This is a genomic window from Eubacterium sp. AF16-48, from assembly GCF_003479405.1.
Taxonomy (GTDB): domain Bacteria; phylum Bacillota; class Clostridia; order Lachnospirales; family Lachnospiraceae; genus Eubacterium_G; species Eubacterium_G segne.
Window position 1 is genome coordinate 133541 of sequence record NZ_QUHB01000002.1, and the last position, 16406, is coordinate 149946.

Genomic DNA, 16406 nt, shown 5'->3' on the forward strand with positions numbered 1-16406 from the left:
AAATAAACCTGTAAAGACATGCACGGGAAATGGCGATTTATCATAAGATAATATAATTAAGTATGTCGCGGGGGAAAGTGTGAAAAGTTTTTTGGAACCTTTGACACCTACGGAAGAAAATCATTGGATAGAGAGATTTCAGAATGGAGACAAGGAAGCAAAAGACATACTAATTGAAAGAAATTTAAGGCTTGTGGCTCACATAGCCAAAAAATATTATTCAGAAAACAGGGAGAATGAAGAGCTGATTTCCATAGGGATAATTGGCCTTATAAAGGCGGTAAATACCTACAATCCCCAAAAGGGAAAGCGACTGGTGACATATGCATCAAAGTGTATTGAAAATGAACTGCTTATGATGCTTAGGGGAGAAAAAAAGAAAAACAGGGAAGTGTCACTAAATGAACCTATTGGGATGGATAAGGAAGGTAATACAATAAGCCTTATGGACATTATGGAAAATGACGGAATTGATGCACTAAAGCAAATGGAAAATGCGGAAGATGTGGTAAGGGTAAGGCAATATGTGGAAAAGGTTCTGTCAAAAAGGGAAAGGGAAATTATTGTTATGAGGTACGGTTTAGGGGGAGAGGAAGCTATGACCCAGAAAGCCGTAGGAAAAGCAATGAATATATCAAGAAGCTATGTTAGCAGAATTGAAAAAAAGGCACTGGAAAAATTGAAAAAAGCTTTTGACAATTCATACTTAATGTGATATAAAATAGTCAATATGACAATGAAAAAAGAATAGCACTTTTGACACCAAAATTTAATATACAAAGAGGATAGATTATGGTGTGTAAAGTAAATTGTGCAGCTATTATGGGAGTGGACGTACTGCCTGTAATAGTTGAAACAGATATATGTAATGGTCTGCCATCTTTTGATATGGTAGGCCTTTTGTCTTATGATATAAAAGAGTCAAGGGAAAGGGTGAGAACAGCAATAAAAAATTCGGGGTTTTTAGTTCCACCTAAGCGGATAACAATTAATTTTTCTCCGGGAAACATAAGAAAGGCAGGAACGTATTTTGACCTGCCGGTGGCAGTGTCTATTTTGTGGTGCCTTGATATAATAAAGTGCAGGTTAGATGATAAAATGTTTGTGGGAGAACTTAGCCTAAGTGGACGGGTAGTAGCTGTAAATGGAGTTTTACCTATAGTTTTGCATGCTATGGAAAGGGGAATGAAATATTGTTTTGTGCCGGCTATGAATGTTGGAGAATGCCGATATATAAAGGGCATAAAGGTAATTGGAGTAGAAGATTTAAATGAACTGGTTATGTTACTTGTAAGTGGCGGATATAAGAATTATCAAATAAAGGAAGAAATAGAAGAAGAAAATATATCTACAGTTTATGAACATAATTTTAAGTGGATAAAGGGGCAGGTAATGGCAAAAAGGGCAGCGGAAATAGCTGCGGCAGGCATGCATAATATTTTGCTGGTGGGGCCGCCCGGAACAGGGAAAACTGCCATTGCCAAGGCTATGAAAACCATACTTCCTGAGATGTCACAAAATGAAAAAATAGAAATATCAAAAATACAAAGTATAGCAGGGAAATTAGAGGGAAATCTGGTAGGAGAAAGGCCTTTTAGAAATCCTCATCATACCACAACGGTAACGGCCATGACAGGGGGCGGAATAAATCCAAAGCCGGGAGAAATGACCATGGCTCACGGGGGAGTGCTGTACATGGATGAATTTACGGAGTTTTCCAGAGGAGTAATGGAGGCTATGAGGCAGCCTTTAGAGGACAAGAAAATTGTCATATCAAGGAAAGGTGGGACATATTCATTTCCGGCGGATTTTATACTTCTTGCTTCAATGAATCCCTGCAAATGCGGGTATTATCCCGACAGAAATAAATGTAGTTGTACGGAAAGGGATGTAAACAAATATTTAGAAAAAATCAGTGGTCCAATATTAGACAGAATTGATTTGTGCGTACATATGAATAATGTGGATTTTTTTGATTTAACAAGGGAGTCTTCAGAGGAAAGTTCAGAAGAAATAAGAAAAAGGGTAAATAAGGCTGTGGAGATTCAGAGGAAACGGTATGAAAATGAAAAAATCAGATTTAACAGTCAGTTAGAAGGAGAAAACATAAAGAAATACTGCAATCTTGGAAAAAAAGAGCAGGAACTTATAGGACAGATATATGAAAATATGGATTTAAGTGTAAGGGCGTATGAAAAAATATTAAAAACCGCAAGAACCATAGCGGACTTAAAAAATCATGAGGAAATAAAATATGAGGACATTGCAGAGGCAGTAAGTTATAAAGCCATGTCAGTAAGGAGGGGACTATGAACAAGCAGGAAATGTGGGGATGCATAGCCACGGCACCTAAGATGTATTTTACAAAAATTCAAAAAATAATGAAAAATCTAAAAGATGTACAGGAAATATTTAATGGAACCCAGAAGAAATTAGTGGAGGCAGGGGGACTTAAAAGTGAAGAAGCAGCAGAACTTTTAAGGCATATTGAAAGATTTAATCCTAAGGAATATTTTGAAAAACTTGAGAAAAACAATATAAAGTTTGTGTCGGTAGATGATGAAAATTATCCTGAAAAACTTATACCTTTTGACCATAAACCTTATTTTTTATTTTACAAAGGAAAATTACCGGATGAAAATGCCACGGCAGTGGCAATGGTAGGGGCAAGGGCATGCTCTAATTATGGAAGAAACATGGCAAAAAAAATAGGGAAAGAGCTGTCGGAAAGGGGCGTGCAGGTAATAAGTGGAATGGCAAGGGGAGTTGATACATATAGTCAATTAGGAGCAATAGAGGGAGGTATGAGTACCTATGCAGTTATTGGAAGTGGCGTTGATATTTGCTACCCGGTGGAAAATATTGAGTTATATGGGGACATAATAAATAATGGCGGAATTATATCGGAATATCCTCCGGGAAGTTCACCGGAAGGATGGCATTTCCCACAGCGGAACAGGATAATAAGTGGGCTGGCGGACAAAATAGTGGTAATAGAGGCAAGGGAGAACAGTGGCTCATTAATAACTGTTGAGTGGGCATTAGAGCAGGGAGGAGATGTAATGGCGGTTCCGGGGCGGGTAGACGACAAATTAAGTCAGGGATGTAACAGGCTTATAAAGTCAGGAGCAGGTATTGTTACAAATGTGGATGACATTCTCTCAGACCTTGGATATAATGCATATTATGAGCAAAAGAAAGAAAAGGCAAAAGAAAAAATACTTGAAAAAGATTTTTTGATGTTGTATAGTGAGTTAGGTTTACAGCCAAAAAGTATATATGAATTAATAGAAACTACAGGCATAGTATATGAGAAGATAGTTACAATGTTGCTGAAATTACAATTAGAAGGACTTATAGAACAACCTTATGAGAACTATTTTTCCATAAAAAATACATAAATTCAGATTATTTTTAGTTAAGGGGAAGTCTTATGGCAAAATATCTTGTTATTGTGGAATCACCGGCAAAAGTGAATACAATTAAAAAATTTTTGGGTTCAAATTATGAAGTTGTAGCTTCAAATGGTCATGTCAGAGATATGCCAAAAAGCACGATGGGTATTGATTTTGAAAATGATTATGAACCGAAATATATTACCATACGTGGAAAAGGGGACAAGCTGGCAGAACTTAGACGCTGTGTAAAAAAAGCAGACAAAGTTTATCTGGCAACTGACCCGGACCGTGAGGGAGAGGCTATTTCATGGCATTTGGCTAATGCATTAAAATTAGACCCAAAGAAAACTGCCAGAATTACATTTAATGAAATTACAAAGCCGGCAGTAAAGGAGTCTCTTAAGCATCCAAGAGAGATAAACATGAATCTTGTGGATTCACAGCAGGCAAGAAGAGTTATGGACAGAATGGTTGGATATAGTATAAGCCCGCTTCTATGGATGAAAATAAAGAGAGGACTTAGTGCAGGACGAGTCCAGTCTGTTGCATTAAGAATGCTTTGTGACAGAGAAGATGAAATAAACGCATTTATTCCTAAGGAATATTGGGATATGGATGCGGTTTTGAAATACAATAAGAAGGATTTCAAGGTAAGCTTTTACGGAAATGAAAAAGGAAAAATTGAAATCACGGGAAAAGAGCAGTTAGATGGAATCGTAAAGGAATTAAAGGCTGCAAGGTTCACTGTAAGTGATGTAAAAAAAGGCAACAGGTCAAGAAAGGCACCGGTTCCTTTTACCACAAGTACATTGCAGCAGGAAGCTTCAAAGGCTCTTAATTTTTCCACACAAAAGACTATGAGAATAGCCCAGCAGTTATATGAAGGTGTGGAAATAAAAGGTCGTGGAAGTATCGGTCTTATCACATATTTGCGTACAGATTCCACACGAATCTCTGAAACAGCAGAAGCCCAGGTAAAGGATTTTATTGAAAATAACTATGGCGAAAGCTATATGACTAAAGAGGTTACTACAAAGAAATCCGGTAAAAAGATACAGGATGCTCACGAAGCCATAAGACCTACAGATGTTACCCTTCTTCCGGATAGTATAAAGGCACAGCTTCCAAGGGATTTGTTCAGATTATATCAATTAATATGGAAGAGATTCGTTGCAAGCCGTATGCAAAGTGCAGTATATGAGACAACTAATGTAAAGGTTGCCGCAGGAAAATATATTTTTAATGCTGCAACATCTAAGTTGGATTTTGACGGATTTATGAAGGTTTATACAGACAGTGATAACGAAAAAGTGGTAACAAATAATACTGTTTCCAAGTTAGAAAAAGGAATGGAACTGGATTTTGTGGAATTTGAGGAAAATCAGCATTTCACACAGCCACCGGCTCACTTTACTGAAGCAGCCCTGGTAAAGGCAATGGAAGAGCAGGGAATAGGACGTCCAAGTACCTATGCACCTACTATTGGCACAATTATTGGAAGACGCTATGTTATAAAAGAAAAGAAAAATCTGTATGTTACCGAATTAGGAGAAGCGGTAAATAATGTAATGAAAACAGCATTTGCCGTTATTGTTGATACAGCTTTTACTGCCAATATGGAATCACTTCTTGATGCCGTGGAAGAGGGTACCGTGGAATGGAAGACAATCATAAGAAACTTCTATCCTGACCTTGATGAAATGGTAAAGGAAGCTGAAAAGAAATTAGAAAAAATAAAAATTGCCGATGAGGAGTCCGAGGAAATCTGTGAAGAATGTGGCAGACGAATGGTAATTAAGTATGGACCTCACGGAAAGTTTTTGGCATGTCCGGGATTTCCTGAGTGTAAAAATACTAAACCGTATCTTGAAAAGGCAGGAGTGCCTTGTCCTAAATGCGGAAAGGATGTTATCATCAGAAAAACCAAAAAGGGCAGAAGATATTTCGGATGTATTGATTATCCGGAGTGTGATTTTATGTCATGGCAGAAGCCATCCACAAAGAAGTGTCCACAGTGTGGAGGTTATATGGTAGAAAAAGGTAATAAGTTAGCCTGTGCCAATGCAGAGTGTGGTTATGTTGAAAGTAAGGAAAACAAAGACAGGTAAAAAAATCTTGCCAATGTTTTTTATATATGGTATGATAATGAAGTTGCATTAAGCACATCGGTGGAGAAGCAGACGGGTGCCCACGCTCGGGGTTGTCTGATTCGGTGAAGCAGATGGAAGGTATGATATTTGCCGGAATAATTGCCGGGACGATATCAAAAATAATATTAAAAAAACCAGGAGGTATTAAAATGAGCGTTATTTCAATGAAACAGTTATTAGAAGCAGGTGTTCATTTTGGACATCAGACAAGAAGATGGAACCCTAAGATGGCTCCATACATCTACACAGAAAGAAATGGTATCTACATCATCGACTTACAGAAGTCAGTAGGTAAAGTAGATGAAGCTTACAAGGCAGTATCTGATATTGCACAGGAAGGTGGTACAATCCTTTTTGTTGGTACTAAGAAGCAGGCTCAGGATGCTGTTAAGGAAGAAGCACAGAGATGTGGTATGTACTACGTTAACGAAAGATGGTTAGGTGGTATGCTTACTAACTTCAAGACTATTCAGTCAAGAATTAAGAGATTAAAAGATATTGAAAGAATGTCTGAAGATGGAACATTTGATGTTCTTCCTAAGAAAGAAGTTGTTAATATTAAGAAGGAATGGGATAAGCTTGAAAAGAACCTTGGCGGTATCAAGGAAATGAAGAGAATCCCAGATGCTATCTTTGTTGTAGATCCTAAGAAGGAAAGAATCTGCGTTCAGGAAGCTCATGCACTTGGAATTACATTAATCGGTATTGCTGATACAAACTGTGATCCTGAAGAATTAGATTACGTTATCCCAGGTAACGATGATGCTATCAGAGCAGTTAAACTTATTGTTTCTAAGATGGCAGATGCTGTTATTGAAGCTAACCAGGGTGAAGAAATGGTAGCAGAAACAGCTGAGGCTGAAACAGAAGAAGTTAACGAGACAGTAGAAGAATAATATAGATTTCAGGAGGAATAGAATTATGACAATTACAGCAGCAATGGTAAAAGAATTAAGAGAATTAACAGGTGCTGGTGTTATGGCTTGTAAAAACGCTTTAGTTGAAACTGATGGTAATCAGGAAGCAGCTATTGAAGTTTTAAGAAAAAAAGGTGAAGCTACAGCAGTTAAAAAGTCTGGCAGAATCGCTGCAGAAGGTATCGTTTATACATTAGTAGAAGACGGTAAGGCTGCAATCGTAGAAGTTAACTCAGAAACAGACTTTGTTGCTAAGAACGAAAAGTTCCAGACATTCGTAGGTAATGTTGCTAAGCAGATTGTTGCTTCAGACGCTAAAGATGTTGAAGAATTATTAGGCGAAGCCTGGATTCTTGATCCTGCTAAGACTGTTAAGGATGAATTAGTATCACAGATCGCTGTTATCGGTGAAAACATGAACATTAGAAGATTTGAAAAGTTAGAATCAGAAGGTGTTATTTCATCATACATTCATGCAGGTGGAAAGATTGGTGTATTAGTTGAAGCTGATGCTCCTGCAAATGATGCTGTAACAGCAGCAATTAAGACAATTGCTATGCAGATTGCAGCTATGAACCCACAGTACATCTCAAGAAATGATATTTCTGCAGATGAACTTGCTAAGATGAGAGAAATCACAATTGACAGCGCATTAAACGAGCCTGATACACTTCCAAAGCCTATTTTAATGAACTTACTCAACAAGGCTGTAGAAAGCAAGGCTTGGAGCGATGAAGATATTGCTATTTATGAAGAGAAGAAGAGTAACTTAAATTACTTATTCAACTTCCTTTCAAAAGAAGCAAAGGCAGCAGTAGCAGAAATCGCTATGAACGACAAAGCAGAAATCATGGAAAACAAGATTTTCAATGGTTTAGTAGAAGGTCGTGTATCAAAGCAGTTAAAGGAAGTATGCCTTCTTGACCAGACATATGTAATGGCTGCAGACGGAAAGCAGACAGTTGCTAAGTATCTTGATGAAGTATCAAAAGAAGTTGGCGCTACAGTAGCACTTAAGAAATTCGTTCGTTTTGAAACAGGTGAAGGTCTTGAAAAGAAAGAAGAGAATTTTGCTGAAGAAGTAGCTGCACAGATGAAATAAATCATAAGTTATCATAACTTGATTTTATAAAAAAGAATTCTATTTTATAACGGGTGAAAACCCACATTATAGAGAAGAAAATCCATTAAATGTACTATTTTTAGTATGTTTGAGGGATTTTTTTTGCTTTCTGAATCCTGAAAATGCAAAATATCTTAAATTCATAAAATATTATAAATTATCACGTCTTATCGTAGAATTTTGGTTTATTTTGGTTTGATTTGGGAAAATTTTGGTTCAACCAAATTAGATGCGAAGTCTTCCTGTTTCTTTAGTAAGACGAAAATGTAACACAATAATCAGAGCCGATATGAGTTCTCATTCTAAAAAATGTATAAGGAGGAAGAAAGAAATGTGTAAGGTAATTGCAATAGCAAACCAGAGGGGGGGGAGTAGGAAAAACTACCACAACAGTTAATTTAGGTATTGGATTAGTAAGAAAGGGGAAGAGAGTTCTGTTAATAGATGCAGACCCACAGGGTAGCATGCAACAAGATTGCATCAGACACAAAGAAACAGCTTGGTGGTGCAAAGTACAAGGTATATGACAGCAAGGGCAAGAAGGTATATGAGTTTACAACTGGAAAGAAAGCAGAATTCATAGAAGGCATGTTTAAGGCAGGAGAAACCTACACATTTAAGGAAGTGGATGCACCGGAACACTATAAGGTTGCAAAGGATAAAAAAATAAGAATTAAGGACACAGGAAAGGTTCAGAAACTTACAGTTACAGATGAAAGAATCCCTGTGGTACCTGACACACCACAGACAGGCATTAATGGAAAGACAGCAGGAATGGTGGTTTCACTTATTACGTTATTGCTTGCACTTGGATGTTTTGCATGCGTAAGAGCAAAGGACAAGTTAAAATACAATTTCAAAAAGGAGAAGGACGATGAAGAAAATAATTAAAATATCTCTGATACTTCTTTTATTGGGGATGGCTGTGATTGCAGCTGTCCTTTTTTTTTAGGAAAAAAGAGCAGAGAGAAAGTATGAGAATGAATTTAAGAACATACAGGAAAGTGTGACAGAAAAGAAGTCTGATGTAAATGGTCTTGTAAAGAAAAACAAGGACTGCATAGGTTATGTGGAAATACCGGGAACAACCATAAGTTATCCTGTGATGCAGACAAAGGATAATCCGGATTTTTATTTAAACCATGATTTTAACAGAAATTACAGTTTTTATGGAACACCTTATTTAAGTGCATACTGTGATGTGAACAAATCGGACAATCTGATTATTTACGGTCATAACATAAATGGTGGAAAAATGTTTGGAGCATTAGAACGGTATAAGGATAAGGAGTTTTTTAATAAGCACAGGAAGATATATTTTATAACGGATAAAAAGAGAGAGTATGAAGTGTTTGCAGTGATGAGTGTTAACGTATATGAGTTTCAGTATTGGAATCTGTAATGGCAGGGAATGAGGAGGAGTATGAAGAGTTTGTTGATAAGGTGGCAGAGAAGAGTTTGTGGAAAACTGGGGATAAGCCTAGGTATGGTGGACAAATATTAATGTTGTCTACTTGTGATAATGGAAGAGGGGATGATTGGAGAATTGTGGTTATTGGGAGAAATATTATGTCTGAATGTGTGTAGAACATAAAGTATCGGATTTAGAAAGTGAAATAGATAATTATATAAAATACACCAATAGGGGTATAGAAAGAATTTTACTTTTTGAAAATATTTTCAACCACGTCTGCATCAGATATGAAATTTTGAAAAGATGGAGTGTTACTTTTACATGCGTGATAGTAATAATTCATAGCTTGTGTGAAGGCTATTACTTCTCTAAACGGTATTCCTAACATTTTTGAAATTTCTCTCTGTGTTAGATGGTGGGGATAATATCCTGATAAAAAATTGTAAATCTCTTCTTTAGATAATGTTATTTTAGCCTCTCTATATTCTGTTTTGTGTTTTTGAAAAAAAACTTGAAATAGAAATAAAAAGAACTATAATAATTAAGAACGGAAGCAAAAAATGAAATATTTCGAAGTGATATTTATATAAGAAAAGAAAGGCGAAAAAAATGAAAATATACGAATGGAATATAGGAATGTCAGCAACAATTCCAAGTAATAATGGTTATAATCTTTTACCTTGGGTAATTGATGAAATACTCAATGAATAACCGGATTGTATTGTGTTAACTGAGTTCGTTATTGCGAAAGGTTTTGATTACTATATCAGTAAATTGGAAGAAAATGGTTATCAGTGGTTTGTTTCAACTACAACAAAATTTAACGGAATTTTAATTGCCCTAAAGTATAAAACATTTAATTTTGATGAAACTTTTGACTATAATAAGCCTACTGTAAAAACAGGTGATGAAGTTTTGACAGGAAATAATTTACCGAATTTATATGAAATACAGGTTATGTGGAATGGTCGTCCATTATCAATAATTGGTGTAAGAATTAAAGTGGATATAAACAATGAAAATATGGATTATAAAAAGAATCAATTTAAGGCTTTGGATGATTATTTGTCTAAGCAAAATCATGATGTTTTATGTATAGGCGATTACAATGCGTATTGGGGAAATTTATGGTCAACACCTAAAAATACAACATTAAATAAATCAATGAAAAAAGGTTATAGTTTGTATACTCCAATATATACGGAAGGGGAGTGGTATTCCTTTGTTCACAAGAATGGAGATAAAATTCAATTAGATCATTTGATTACAAATATTAGTGACCGATCGATTACAGTAAATTATGATTGGAATTTTATTAATCAATCAAGATATTCAAATGTTACGAAGGAATCTGCAGATAAGCCAAATGGTAAGCCAGATCATGCGATAATAAAAGCAACAATTATTTAATATTAATAACATTTTAATTAGGTGGATAGGAGGAAGCAGATGTGAGTTAAAAAGTTCTAAAGCAGTTTTATAAAACTGAATTTAATAAACTAACACCTGAAGATATTGAAAGCGTTAAAAGATTGATTTATAAATATATGAACCAATCAAGAGCGACAGATTATGAAGTGAAATTGCTTGTAAATCCAGTGAATATTTTAACTTCCTTCGTTACAGTAATAATGAATAAAATGTTTCTTATTATAATAATGAATGTAATAAAAAAAAACAAACAAAAAATCATCATTACGATTTATGTTTTCGGACAATATTAAAAAATGTGAAAAGAGGAGAATAAATAAAATGACATATTTCGAATACAGAGTTGGGTTAAAACTTGCGTTGCCACAACCCCCAAAATCATTAGTGGAGTACAAGGATTTTTTATATGAATCAGCAGAAAAATACAATGAAGTATGCTCACAAAGAAACAATTCAAAAGAGATAAATATTCTGGAAATAAAAAGCAATAAATTAGTTATTTTACTCAAAAGTAGTTTAGAATTGACTACACCAGGGAAAGCTTTACGAAGTTTTTCACAGATTTTGTTAAAGAATGAAAAGTTTGCAGAAGAATATTTATTTGGAAAACAGCTATTCACATCATATGATATTGCTAAAGATTTATCAGAAACTCAAAAGCAAAAAAATTCTAATATTACAGCAGAAGATATATCAGATACGGTTTTTTTGAACGCTCTTATTAATTATTTTTTAAACAAAAGAGGAGGAAACCAAAGTACTACTAAATATCTACAAAAAAGAAAGTGTATAAATAAAATGAAAATTTTAGCAGTCGAATCTGAGATAATAAAGATGGAAGAATTAGATATTTAAATATGTGATGGTACATACTTAAATACAAAAGAACACAATAGAGATATAATATTTTTAATAAAGTATAAAATTTATATTTATTAACAGTGTGATATTTATATAAGAAAGTAGGTGTGATTATGAAAAAAGATAATATTTACAAAGATATTAAAAAAGGAGGTTTCTACAGACCTCTTTGCTTTAAGGAAGAGGGAAAGATTAAGAAAGTAGACTATGACATGGAAGAATATTGTGATCTATTGGTGGAATATATGGAATCAAATACAGATCAAATAGAGACGAAGTCAGATTTTTTTGCATCATTCGGAGAAATTGTGGGCATAGGAGAAGTTATTCAAAATGTCGACTTGTATAGCGATAAAGAATTAGAACGTGTAAAAGAGCAGAAACGAAAGAAAATATACAGAATACATAATAGGATTATCAATAATAAAGAAAAAGGAAGTCCTAATTTAGTGGCATCAGATAAAACCTGTTATCTATTTTTGAGGAAGGTAGAGAAGATTTTTGGAAGAACATTGCTAACACCTATAAATGAGGAAATTCCATACTGTTTTGAAATTAAATATATATATTCGTTACTCGCGCAGTTGATAGAAATTATGTATACATCAGATTTTTTTAATTATGTACCTAATAGCAAAAATTATCAAGGAAAATGTTATGAAAATCATCTAATGATGATAAAAGAGAATATAAAAGAAATATTTGATGATTCTACAGTTCAATATAGTATATGGCAAGAAATAATATCACCATTCAATATAATAATATATGAAGGTAGTTATCCGGGAATTAAATATGGAGATATATGGTATCAAAATTGCAAAGAACTTAGATTCTTTGATTGTACATATGAAATAGCGAAAAATAATTATAATTTATATAATAAAGTAAAAGAAAAATTAGAGTTCGATTTAGGAAATTCTCGAGAAGAAGTACGGGAGGAAATTAAAAAATGTGAGGAATTTTTTGGAAGTAGTAGTCAATCAGAAAAACTGTTGTATTGCGAAAAAATGTTAGAGACATTGAAAACAATCATAAAGAAGAAATTTGATGTTGAGGTATAAAATTAAATAGACAAAATTTATCTGTAAAGGGCATCTCAAAATGAGGTGTCTTTTATGTTATAAAAAGATTTATGTCCGAAAAATAAAGATTTATGTCCAAATATCAAGATAATAAAAAGTATAATTAATTTAACATAGATTAAAACATAAGGAGAAAAAATATGGATAAGAGAGAAAAAATGAAAGAAGAGGCAGTTGATAGGCTTAAAAATTTAACATCATCATTAGACTTAAATCCAAATCTTGTTAAATATTTTGAACAGGGCAAAGTTTACTATTCTTATTTGACAGCAGGGGGTATGGTAGGTTCTATTGATACTATTGACTATATCCCTAAGTACGCAGAAATAATAAAGAAATTTGAAAAAACATATGAGGGAATAGTTTATCATGCAGTAGAAGATTCTTTTGGAATGTTATCATTACTATATGTAAGTAAAAATGAAGAAGATTGGCCGTTTGAAAGACCAGAAGGAAAATATTTGTATGCTATGGTTTATAACTTTGATAAAGAAAAATTAAAGAATGGAATATATGAGATTGAGTTCGAAGAGTTTGGAACAATTATTGTTAAATCGTTAGGTGGAGCAATAGTTAGAGTTGGATAAAAATTATATAAACCAAAAGTCAAAAAACAATGCTCCGCAACTCAAAGTATATAATGTAGGACCACAATGACATATATGAATTATGGCTCCTACATTGTAGAAAATTGTGGATAGTTACAGGTAACTAATAAAAAATATTGTTGTGTATTAACATATATTAAAGGAAAATGATGAGATGCGGTTAGATGAGTTTCAATTTGTATTAATCGATAAGAGAACAAGGAATGAAGTTGCGCTTAGTTTTAACGACCTATATGGTTATTTTGATGTAATTCATAACACAGGAAACGATGGAATATTAGTAAGATATAATAGGGATCACCCTAAGGGAAATGAGCATTACATACCATCCTTTTGGGAAGGAATGAATATTAGTCGCAACAGAACATATAGATTTGGCGAATGTAATAGCGAATTGCTTGTGAAGTATGCTCCGTTATATTCATATTGTGAATATCCTGAATTGGAATTAAAGGACTTTAAATTTAAAATTAAGCATATGAGGTACAAAGAAAGCGTAATTATTTCCTTCGAAGATTTGATTGCGTATGAAGCCGGTAGTTGGAGTGTAGAACCACAGGGAATATTCATAGAGAAGAAAGAGAATATTCCTTCAAGCTTATGGGGAACAATTTTAGTGAATAACAATGCCTATTTCTTTGATGGATTTAATCAACTATTAGATATTGAATATGTTGGAAAGCCAAAAATAGAAAAATATAAGTAATCAGGAAACTAAACGGGAAAAATATATTAAAGGAGAATTTTATGAGTAGGACAGTTAAATTTGTTATAGGTGCTGCAGCTTCAGGTAAGACAACATTTATTAAAAATCATTTTTCTGAAGATAAAAATACAATAATCCTGAATGTGTATGATTATCAGCAAGCAGCTTATAAAAAAATGGAAGAATTTGGATGCATTTCTTTTATGGAAGAAATAGAATGTTTAAAGAATGCGAATGAGGCTATTCTAGTTGATATTATTGAAGCATTAAAAGAAAAAAAGAATGTAGTGGTAGAGCATACTTTATATAAAACAAAACGTAGAATAGCATACATTGATGCAATTCGAAAAGCGATAAAAAATATAAATATAGAAGTTTATGTAATGTGTCCAACGGACTCAGTTTGGGAAAAATACATAAACAAACGAAAATTAAATGTCTCTGAGATTAAAGCGCAAAAGAATGAAATAGAATTTCCGAATCCTGTTGAAGGTTTTAATAAAATATATCAGGTTATAGATGGGGATATAAGGTTGCGTATGGATACTCCCAATTATGAAATTGTTAAGAATGCATATAAAGACCTTGAAGAAGAAGCACAAAAGTTGAAAAAAGATAAAGAAAAAAGGGAACAGCGATTAGCATTGATTGAAAGCATGAATACACGTCCGTTTTGGCATTATTGCGAAGTATGTGGCACAAAGGTTTTTTGCACAGCCCAGGAAGCATTTGATGCAGGTTGGAATTACCCACCACAAATAGGACATTTTAAATTATTAGGTCCCCATAATTGTGGAAAATGTTCGATAATGGATACGCTTTTTTTGAAAGTACAAAAACAAAAATTTCCTATTGTAATTGAAAAAACGTTAACAGAAGAAGAGCTGAAAACTTTGAACAGAATTAAGAATGAACCTGAAAGTTTGCTTGAAGAAGAAAAGTAAAAAGAAATAGCATATATTGTTTAATCATAAAATGGCTGGAGGTTATGATATTATATGAAAACAAATAGTAACAATAATGGAAGAATATCAATTTTAGAAGCGGTCGTCTGGGCGCAGGAACATCATAATCAAGTTATGTATTTAGCTGATACATCTGAAAATTTGAATGATTATATAGAAAAGCTAGAAAAGTATGGGTTTGATAAGGAGCAGGCGCGGGCTATTACAGATATACATAGTAGAGAATTTACAATACATAATAGGGCAGAGACAAAGAAAGAACTTCAGGAGTTATTAGATAAACAATTATGAATACAGGTAAAATTATAGAAACGAGTCGCTTATATCTTATTCCGGGAAAAAATTCCAGAGATGATGAAGCGTTTATAAAAATGCTCAGACAGGATGGAAATTTTCGAAAATTACGGGTCTTGAGTTCAAAGAAAAGCATTTAGAAGAGTTTAGAAATTATTTTGAAAGAAAAGGTAACTGTGAATGTATCTATTCCATATATAGAAAGAACAAAAAAGATTTTATAGGATATGTGGGTTTTCACAAAGAAATTAATTTTGAAATAGAATTTTATATATCTAAACCAGAAAGAAGAAGAGGCTATGCAAAAGAAGCGTGCATAGAAATTATAAATTTGTTTTTTACAGAAGGCTTATCAATAGACAATAAAATAATAAAAAAGGGAGAAATATATGTTGTTACTCTTACAGATAATATAGCAACAATAGAATTATTAATAAAGCTAGGATTTAAAAGGTATGTGTCTGAAGAAGGAGAGACAGTAACAATGAGGATTATTAAATCCGCAATAATTCATGTTTTAAAGAAAAATATTATTACAAAAGGAAGTGAATTTTTTGTTTAAATAATCATGCATTAATAATAGAAAAAACATAGAAAGGAATTAAGGAATGGCAGAAGGTTGTCTTTTTTGTTTGGATAAAGTTTTAACAATAAAAAATCAGCAGGAATCAAAATATATTCTGCATGGATACAATTATGAATATAGTTGTGAAATTAGTTTTGGAAGAAATAGAAAGAAAATGGTTCCAGAACAGTGTTATATTGTAACGACTAAAGAAGATGAATATGAATTAGAAAAAATAGAGTTTAACGAGGAGGGAAAATGTAATTATTTAGATGTTTTAAAAAAGAAAAATTCAAAGAAGTAATGATGGAAACTCAGGATGAACGCTCAATGTACGTTATAACAAATGAAAGTAAATTGTTCGGAGCAGCTTCAATGTTGTATGAGGAGCCACTACATGAATTGGCAGAAAAAATTGGGAGTGACCTGTATATCTTGCCATCAAGTATCCATGAAGTTATTGCCGTATCAGCTGATTTTGGTTCACCTGATGAATGGGCGGAAATGGTTTATGAAATCAATATGGACCAGGTAGACATTAATGACCGACTTTCAAATCAGGTGTATTGCTACGACAAAGATTTAAGGACACTAAGACTTGCAACAGATACTTTGGCAGGTGAAGATATTGAGGTAACTAATGTAGAAAAAAATCGGAAGATACACTGATACAGATATCAAAAGATAGTAGTCATAAACAGCGTTATTTAAAGAAGATTATTGCTGTACTTCTTATTGCTGTGGGAGTATTTGCTATTACTCTTGGAATCATGGTATGTAATAAATTGCGGCAACCACAAAATTATATAGAAGCAGTAGATCCGGATAGTGTAGAAATGAAAACGGCTGAGTTTGTAAAATAAGAATAGCAAAAGTGAGAAGAGGATAT

At 33.5% G+C, this 16406-nt stretch carries 19 protein-coding genes and 1 pseudogene; all 20 read left to right on the plus strand.

Annotated elements, in window-relative coordinates:
• Positions 1-55: 55 nt before the first annotated feature.
• Positions 56-715, plus strand: a complete 660-nt coding sequence (gene sigK, locus DWW68_RS02920; protein ID WP_118588807.1) for an RNA polymerase sporulation sigma factor SigK — start codon at positions 56-58, stop codon at positions 713-715.
• A gap of 77 nt (positions 716-792) precedes the next feature.
• On the plus strand, positions 793-2313 hold the full coding sequence (locus DWW68_RS02925; RefSeq protein WP_021952697.1) for a YifB family Mg chelatase-like AAA ATPase: 1521 nt from the start codon (positions 793-795) through the stop codon (positions 2311-2313).
• On the plus strand, positions 2310-3401 hold the full coding sequence (gene dprA / locus DWW68_RS02930) for a DNA-processing protein DprA (protein ID WP_021952696.1): 1092 nt from the start codon (positions 2310-2312) through the stop codon (positions 3399-3401). Before DWW68_RS02925 ends, dprA begins: the two co-directional genes overlap by 4 nt.
• 32 nt (positions 3402-3433) lie before the next feature.
• Positions 3434-5506 (plus strand): type I DNA topoisomerase, encoded by a 2073-nt coding sequence (gene topA, locus DWW68_RS02935; protein ID WP_021952695.1) that lies wholly within the window; start codon positions 3434-3436, stop codon positions 5504-5506.
• Between the two features lie 191 nt (positions 5507-5697).
• Positions 5698-6444 carry a 30S ribosomal protein S2 gene (rpsB, locus tag DWW68_RS02940; RefSeq protein ID WP_118589011.1) on the plus strand — a complete coding sequence of 249 codons (747 nt, stop codon included), beginning with the start codon at positions 5698-5700 and terminating at the stop codon, positions 6442-6444.
• Between the two features lie 25 nt (positions 6445-6469).
• Positions 6470-7567 carry a translation elongation factor Ts gene (gene tsf, locus DWW68_RS02945; RefSeq protein ID WP_021952693.1) on the plus strand — a complete coding sequence of 366 codons (1098 nt, stop codon included), beginning with the start codon at positions 6470-6472 and terminating at the stop codon, positions 7565-7567.
• Between the two features lie 352 nt (positions 7568-7919).
• A pseudogene (locus DWW68_RS02950) lies at positions 7920-8055 on the plus strand (ParA family protein); the annotation flags it as partial.
• On the plus strand, positions 8033-8479 hold the full coding sequence (locus tag DWW68_RS02955; protein ID WP_158576791.1) for a prealbumin-like fold domain-containing protein: 447 nt from the start codon (positions 8033-8035) through the stop codon (positions 8477-8479). The pseudogene DWW68_RS02950 and the gene DWW68_RS02955, both read left to right, overlap by 23 nt.
• Before the next feature lie 115 nt (positions 8480-8594).
• Positions 8595-8990: a class B sortase gene (locus DWW68_RS02960; protein ID WP_243053000.1), complete on the plus strand. Its 396-nt coding sequence runs from the start codon at positions 8595-8597 to the stop codon at positions 8988-8990.
• Positions 8990-9175, plus strand: a complete 186-nt coding sequence (locus DWW68_RS13675; protein ID WP_243053001.1) for a hypothetical protein — start codon at positions 8990-8992, stop codon at positions 9173-9175. The genes DWW68_RS02960 and DWW68_RS13675 overlap by 1 nt, the downstream gene beginning before the upstream one ends.
• A gap of 550 nt (positions 9176-9725) precedes the next feature.
• Positions 9726-10412 (plus strand): endonuclease/exonuclease/phosphatase family protein, encoded by a 687-nt coding sequence (locus DWW68_RS02965; RefSeq protein WP_243053003.1) that lies wholly within the window; start codon positions 9726-9728, stop codon positions 10410-10412.
• A gap of 342 nt (positions 10413-10754) precedes the next feature.
• Positions 10755-11288 carry a hypothetical protein gene (locus DWW68_RS02970; protein WP_118588808.1) on the plus strand — a complete coding sequence of 178 codons (534 nt, stop codon included), beginning with the start codon at positions 10755-10757 and terminating at the stop codon, positions 11286-11288.
• A gap of 119 nt (positions 11289-11407) precedes the next feature.
• Positions 11408-12358: a hypothetical protein gene (locus tag DWW68_RS02975; RefSeq protein ID WP_118588809.1), complete on the plus strand. Its 951-nt coding sequence runs from the start codon at positions 11408-11410 to the stop codon at positions 12356-12358.
• 161 nt (positions 12359-12519) lie between these two features.
• Positions 12520-12966, plus strand: coding sequence for a hypothetical protein (locus tag DWW68_RS02980; protein ID WP_118588810.1), 447 nt, complete (start codon positions 12520-12522; stop codon positions 12964-12966).
• A gap of 175 nt (positions 12967-13141) precedes the next feature.
• Entirely contained in the window at positions 13142-13693 is a 552-nt protein-coding gene (locus DWW68_RS02985) for a hypothetical protein (protein WP_118588811.1), read from the plus strand.
• Between the two features lie 41 nt (positions 13694-13734).
• On the plus strand, positions 13735-14637 hold the full coding sequence (locus tag DWW68_RS02990; RefSeq protein ID WP_118588812.1) for an AAA family ATPase: 903 nt from the start codon (positions 13735-13737) through the stop codon (positions 14635-14637).
• A 54-nt stretch (positions 14638-14691) separates the two neighbouring features.
• Entirely contained in the window at positions 14692-14949 is a 258-nt protein-coding gene (locus tag DWW68_RS02995; RefSeq protein WP_118588813.1) for a hypothetical protein, read from the plus strand.
• Positions 14950-15058: 109 nt separating this feature from the next.
• On the plus strand, positions 15059-15514 hold the full coding sequence (locus tag DWW68_RS03000; RefSeq protein WP_118588814.1) for a GNAT family N-acetyltransferase: 456 nt from the start codon (positions 15059-15061) through the stop codon (positions 15512-15514).
• A gap of 46 nt (positions 15515-15560) precedes the next feature.
• Positions 15561-15821 carry a hypothetical protein gene (locus DWW68_RS03005; protein WP_118588815.1) on the plus strand — a complete coding sequence of 87 codons (261 nt, stop codon included), beginning with the start codon at positions 15561-15563 and terminating at the stop codon, positions 15819-15821.
• 26 nt (positions 15822-15847) lie between these two features.
• A complete protein-coding gene (locus tag DWW68_RS13680; RefSeq protein WP_243053005.1) occupies positions 15848-16186 on the plus strand; it encodes a DUF5688 family protein in 339 nt (112 codons plus the stop codon).
• Positions 16187-16406 lie beyond the last annotated feature (220 nt).

Bases quoted from the DNA above. Each gene is read 5' to 3' on its own strand.
- topA (WP_021952695.1), top strand. From the start codon at position 3,434: ATGGCAAAATATCTTGTTATTGTGGAATCACCGGCAAAAGTGAATACA.
- DWW68_RS03005 (WP_118588815.1), top strand. From the start codon at position 15,561: ATGGCAGAAGGTTGTCTTTTTTGTTTGGATAAAGTTTTAACAATAAAA.
- tsf (WP_021952693.1), top strand. From the start codon at position 6,470: ATGACAATTACAGCAGCAATGGTAAAAGAATTAAGAGAATTAACAGGT.
- DWW68_RS13680 (WP_243053005.1), top strand. From the start codon at position 15,848: ATGTACGTTATAACAAATGAAAGTAAATTGTTCGGAGCAGCTTCAATG.
- DWW68_RS02990 (WP_118588812.1), top strand. From the start codon at position 13,735: ATGAGTAGGACAGTTAAATTTGTTATAGGTGCTGCAGCTTCAGGTAAG.
- DWW68_RS02980 (WP_118588810.1), top strand. From the start codon at position 12,520: ATGGATAAGAGAGAAAAAATGAAAGAAGAGGCAGTTGATAGGCTTAAA.
- DWW68_RS02995 (WP_118588813.1), top strand. From the start codon at position 14,692: ATGAAAACAAATAGTAACAATAATGGAAGAATATCAATTTTAGAAGCG.
- DWW68_RS02985 (WP_118588811.1), top strand. From the start codon at position 13,142: ATGCGGTTAGATGAGTTTCAATTTGTATTAATCGATAAGAGAACAAGG.
- DWW68_RS02955 (WP_158576791.1), top strand. From the start codon at position 8,033: ATGCAGACCCACAGGGTAGCATGCAACAAGATTGCATCAGACACAAAG.
- DWW68_RS13675 (WP_243053001.1), top strand. From the start codon at position 8,990: ATGGCAGGGAATGAGGAGGAGTATGAAGAGTTTGTTGATAAGGTGGCA.
- rpsB (WP_118589011.1), top strand. From the start codon at position 5,698: ATGAGCGTTATTTCAATGAAACAGTTATTAGAAGCAGGTGTTCATTTT.
- dprA (WP_021952696.1), top strand. From the start codon at position 2,310: ATGAACAAGCAGGAAATGTGGGGATGCATAGCCACGGCACCTAAGATG.
- DWW68_RS02925 (WP_021952697.1), top strand. From the start codon at position 793: ATGGTGTGTAAAGTAAATTGTGCAGCTATTATGGGAGTGGACGTACTG.
- DWW68_RS02975 (WP_118588809.1), top strand. From the start codon at position 11,408: ATGAAAAAAGATAATATTTACAAAGATATTAAAAAAGGAGGTTTCTAC.
- DWW68_RS02970 (WP_118588808.1), top strand. From the start codon at position 10,755: ATGACATATTTCGAATACAGAGTTGGGTTAAAACTTGCGTTGCCACAA.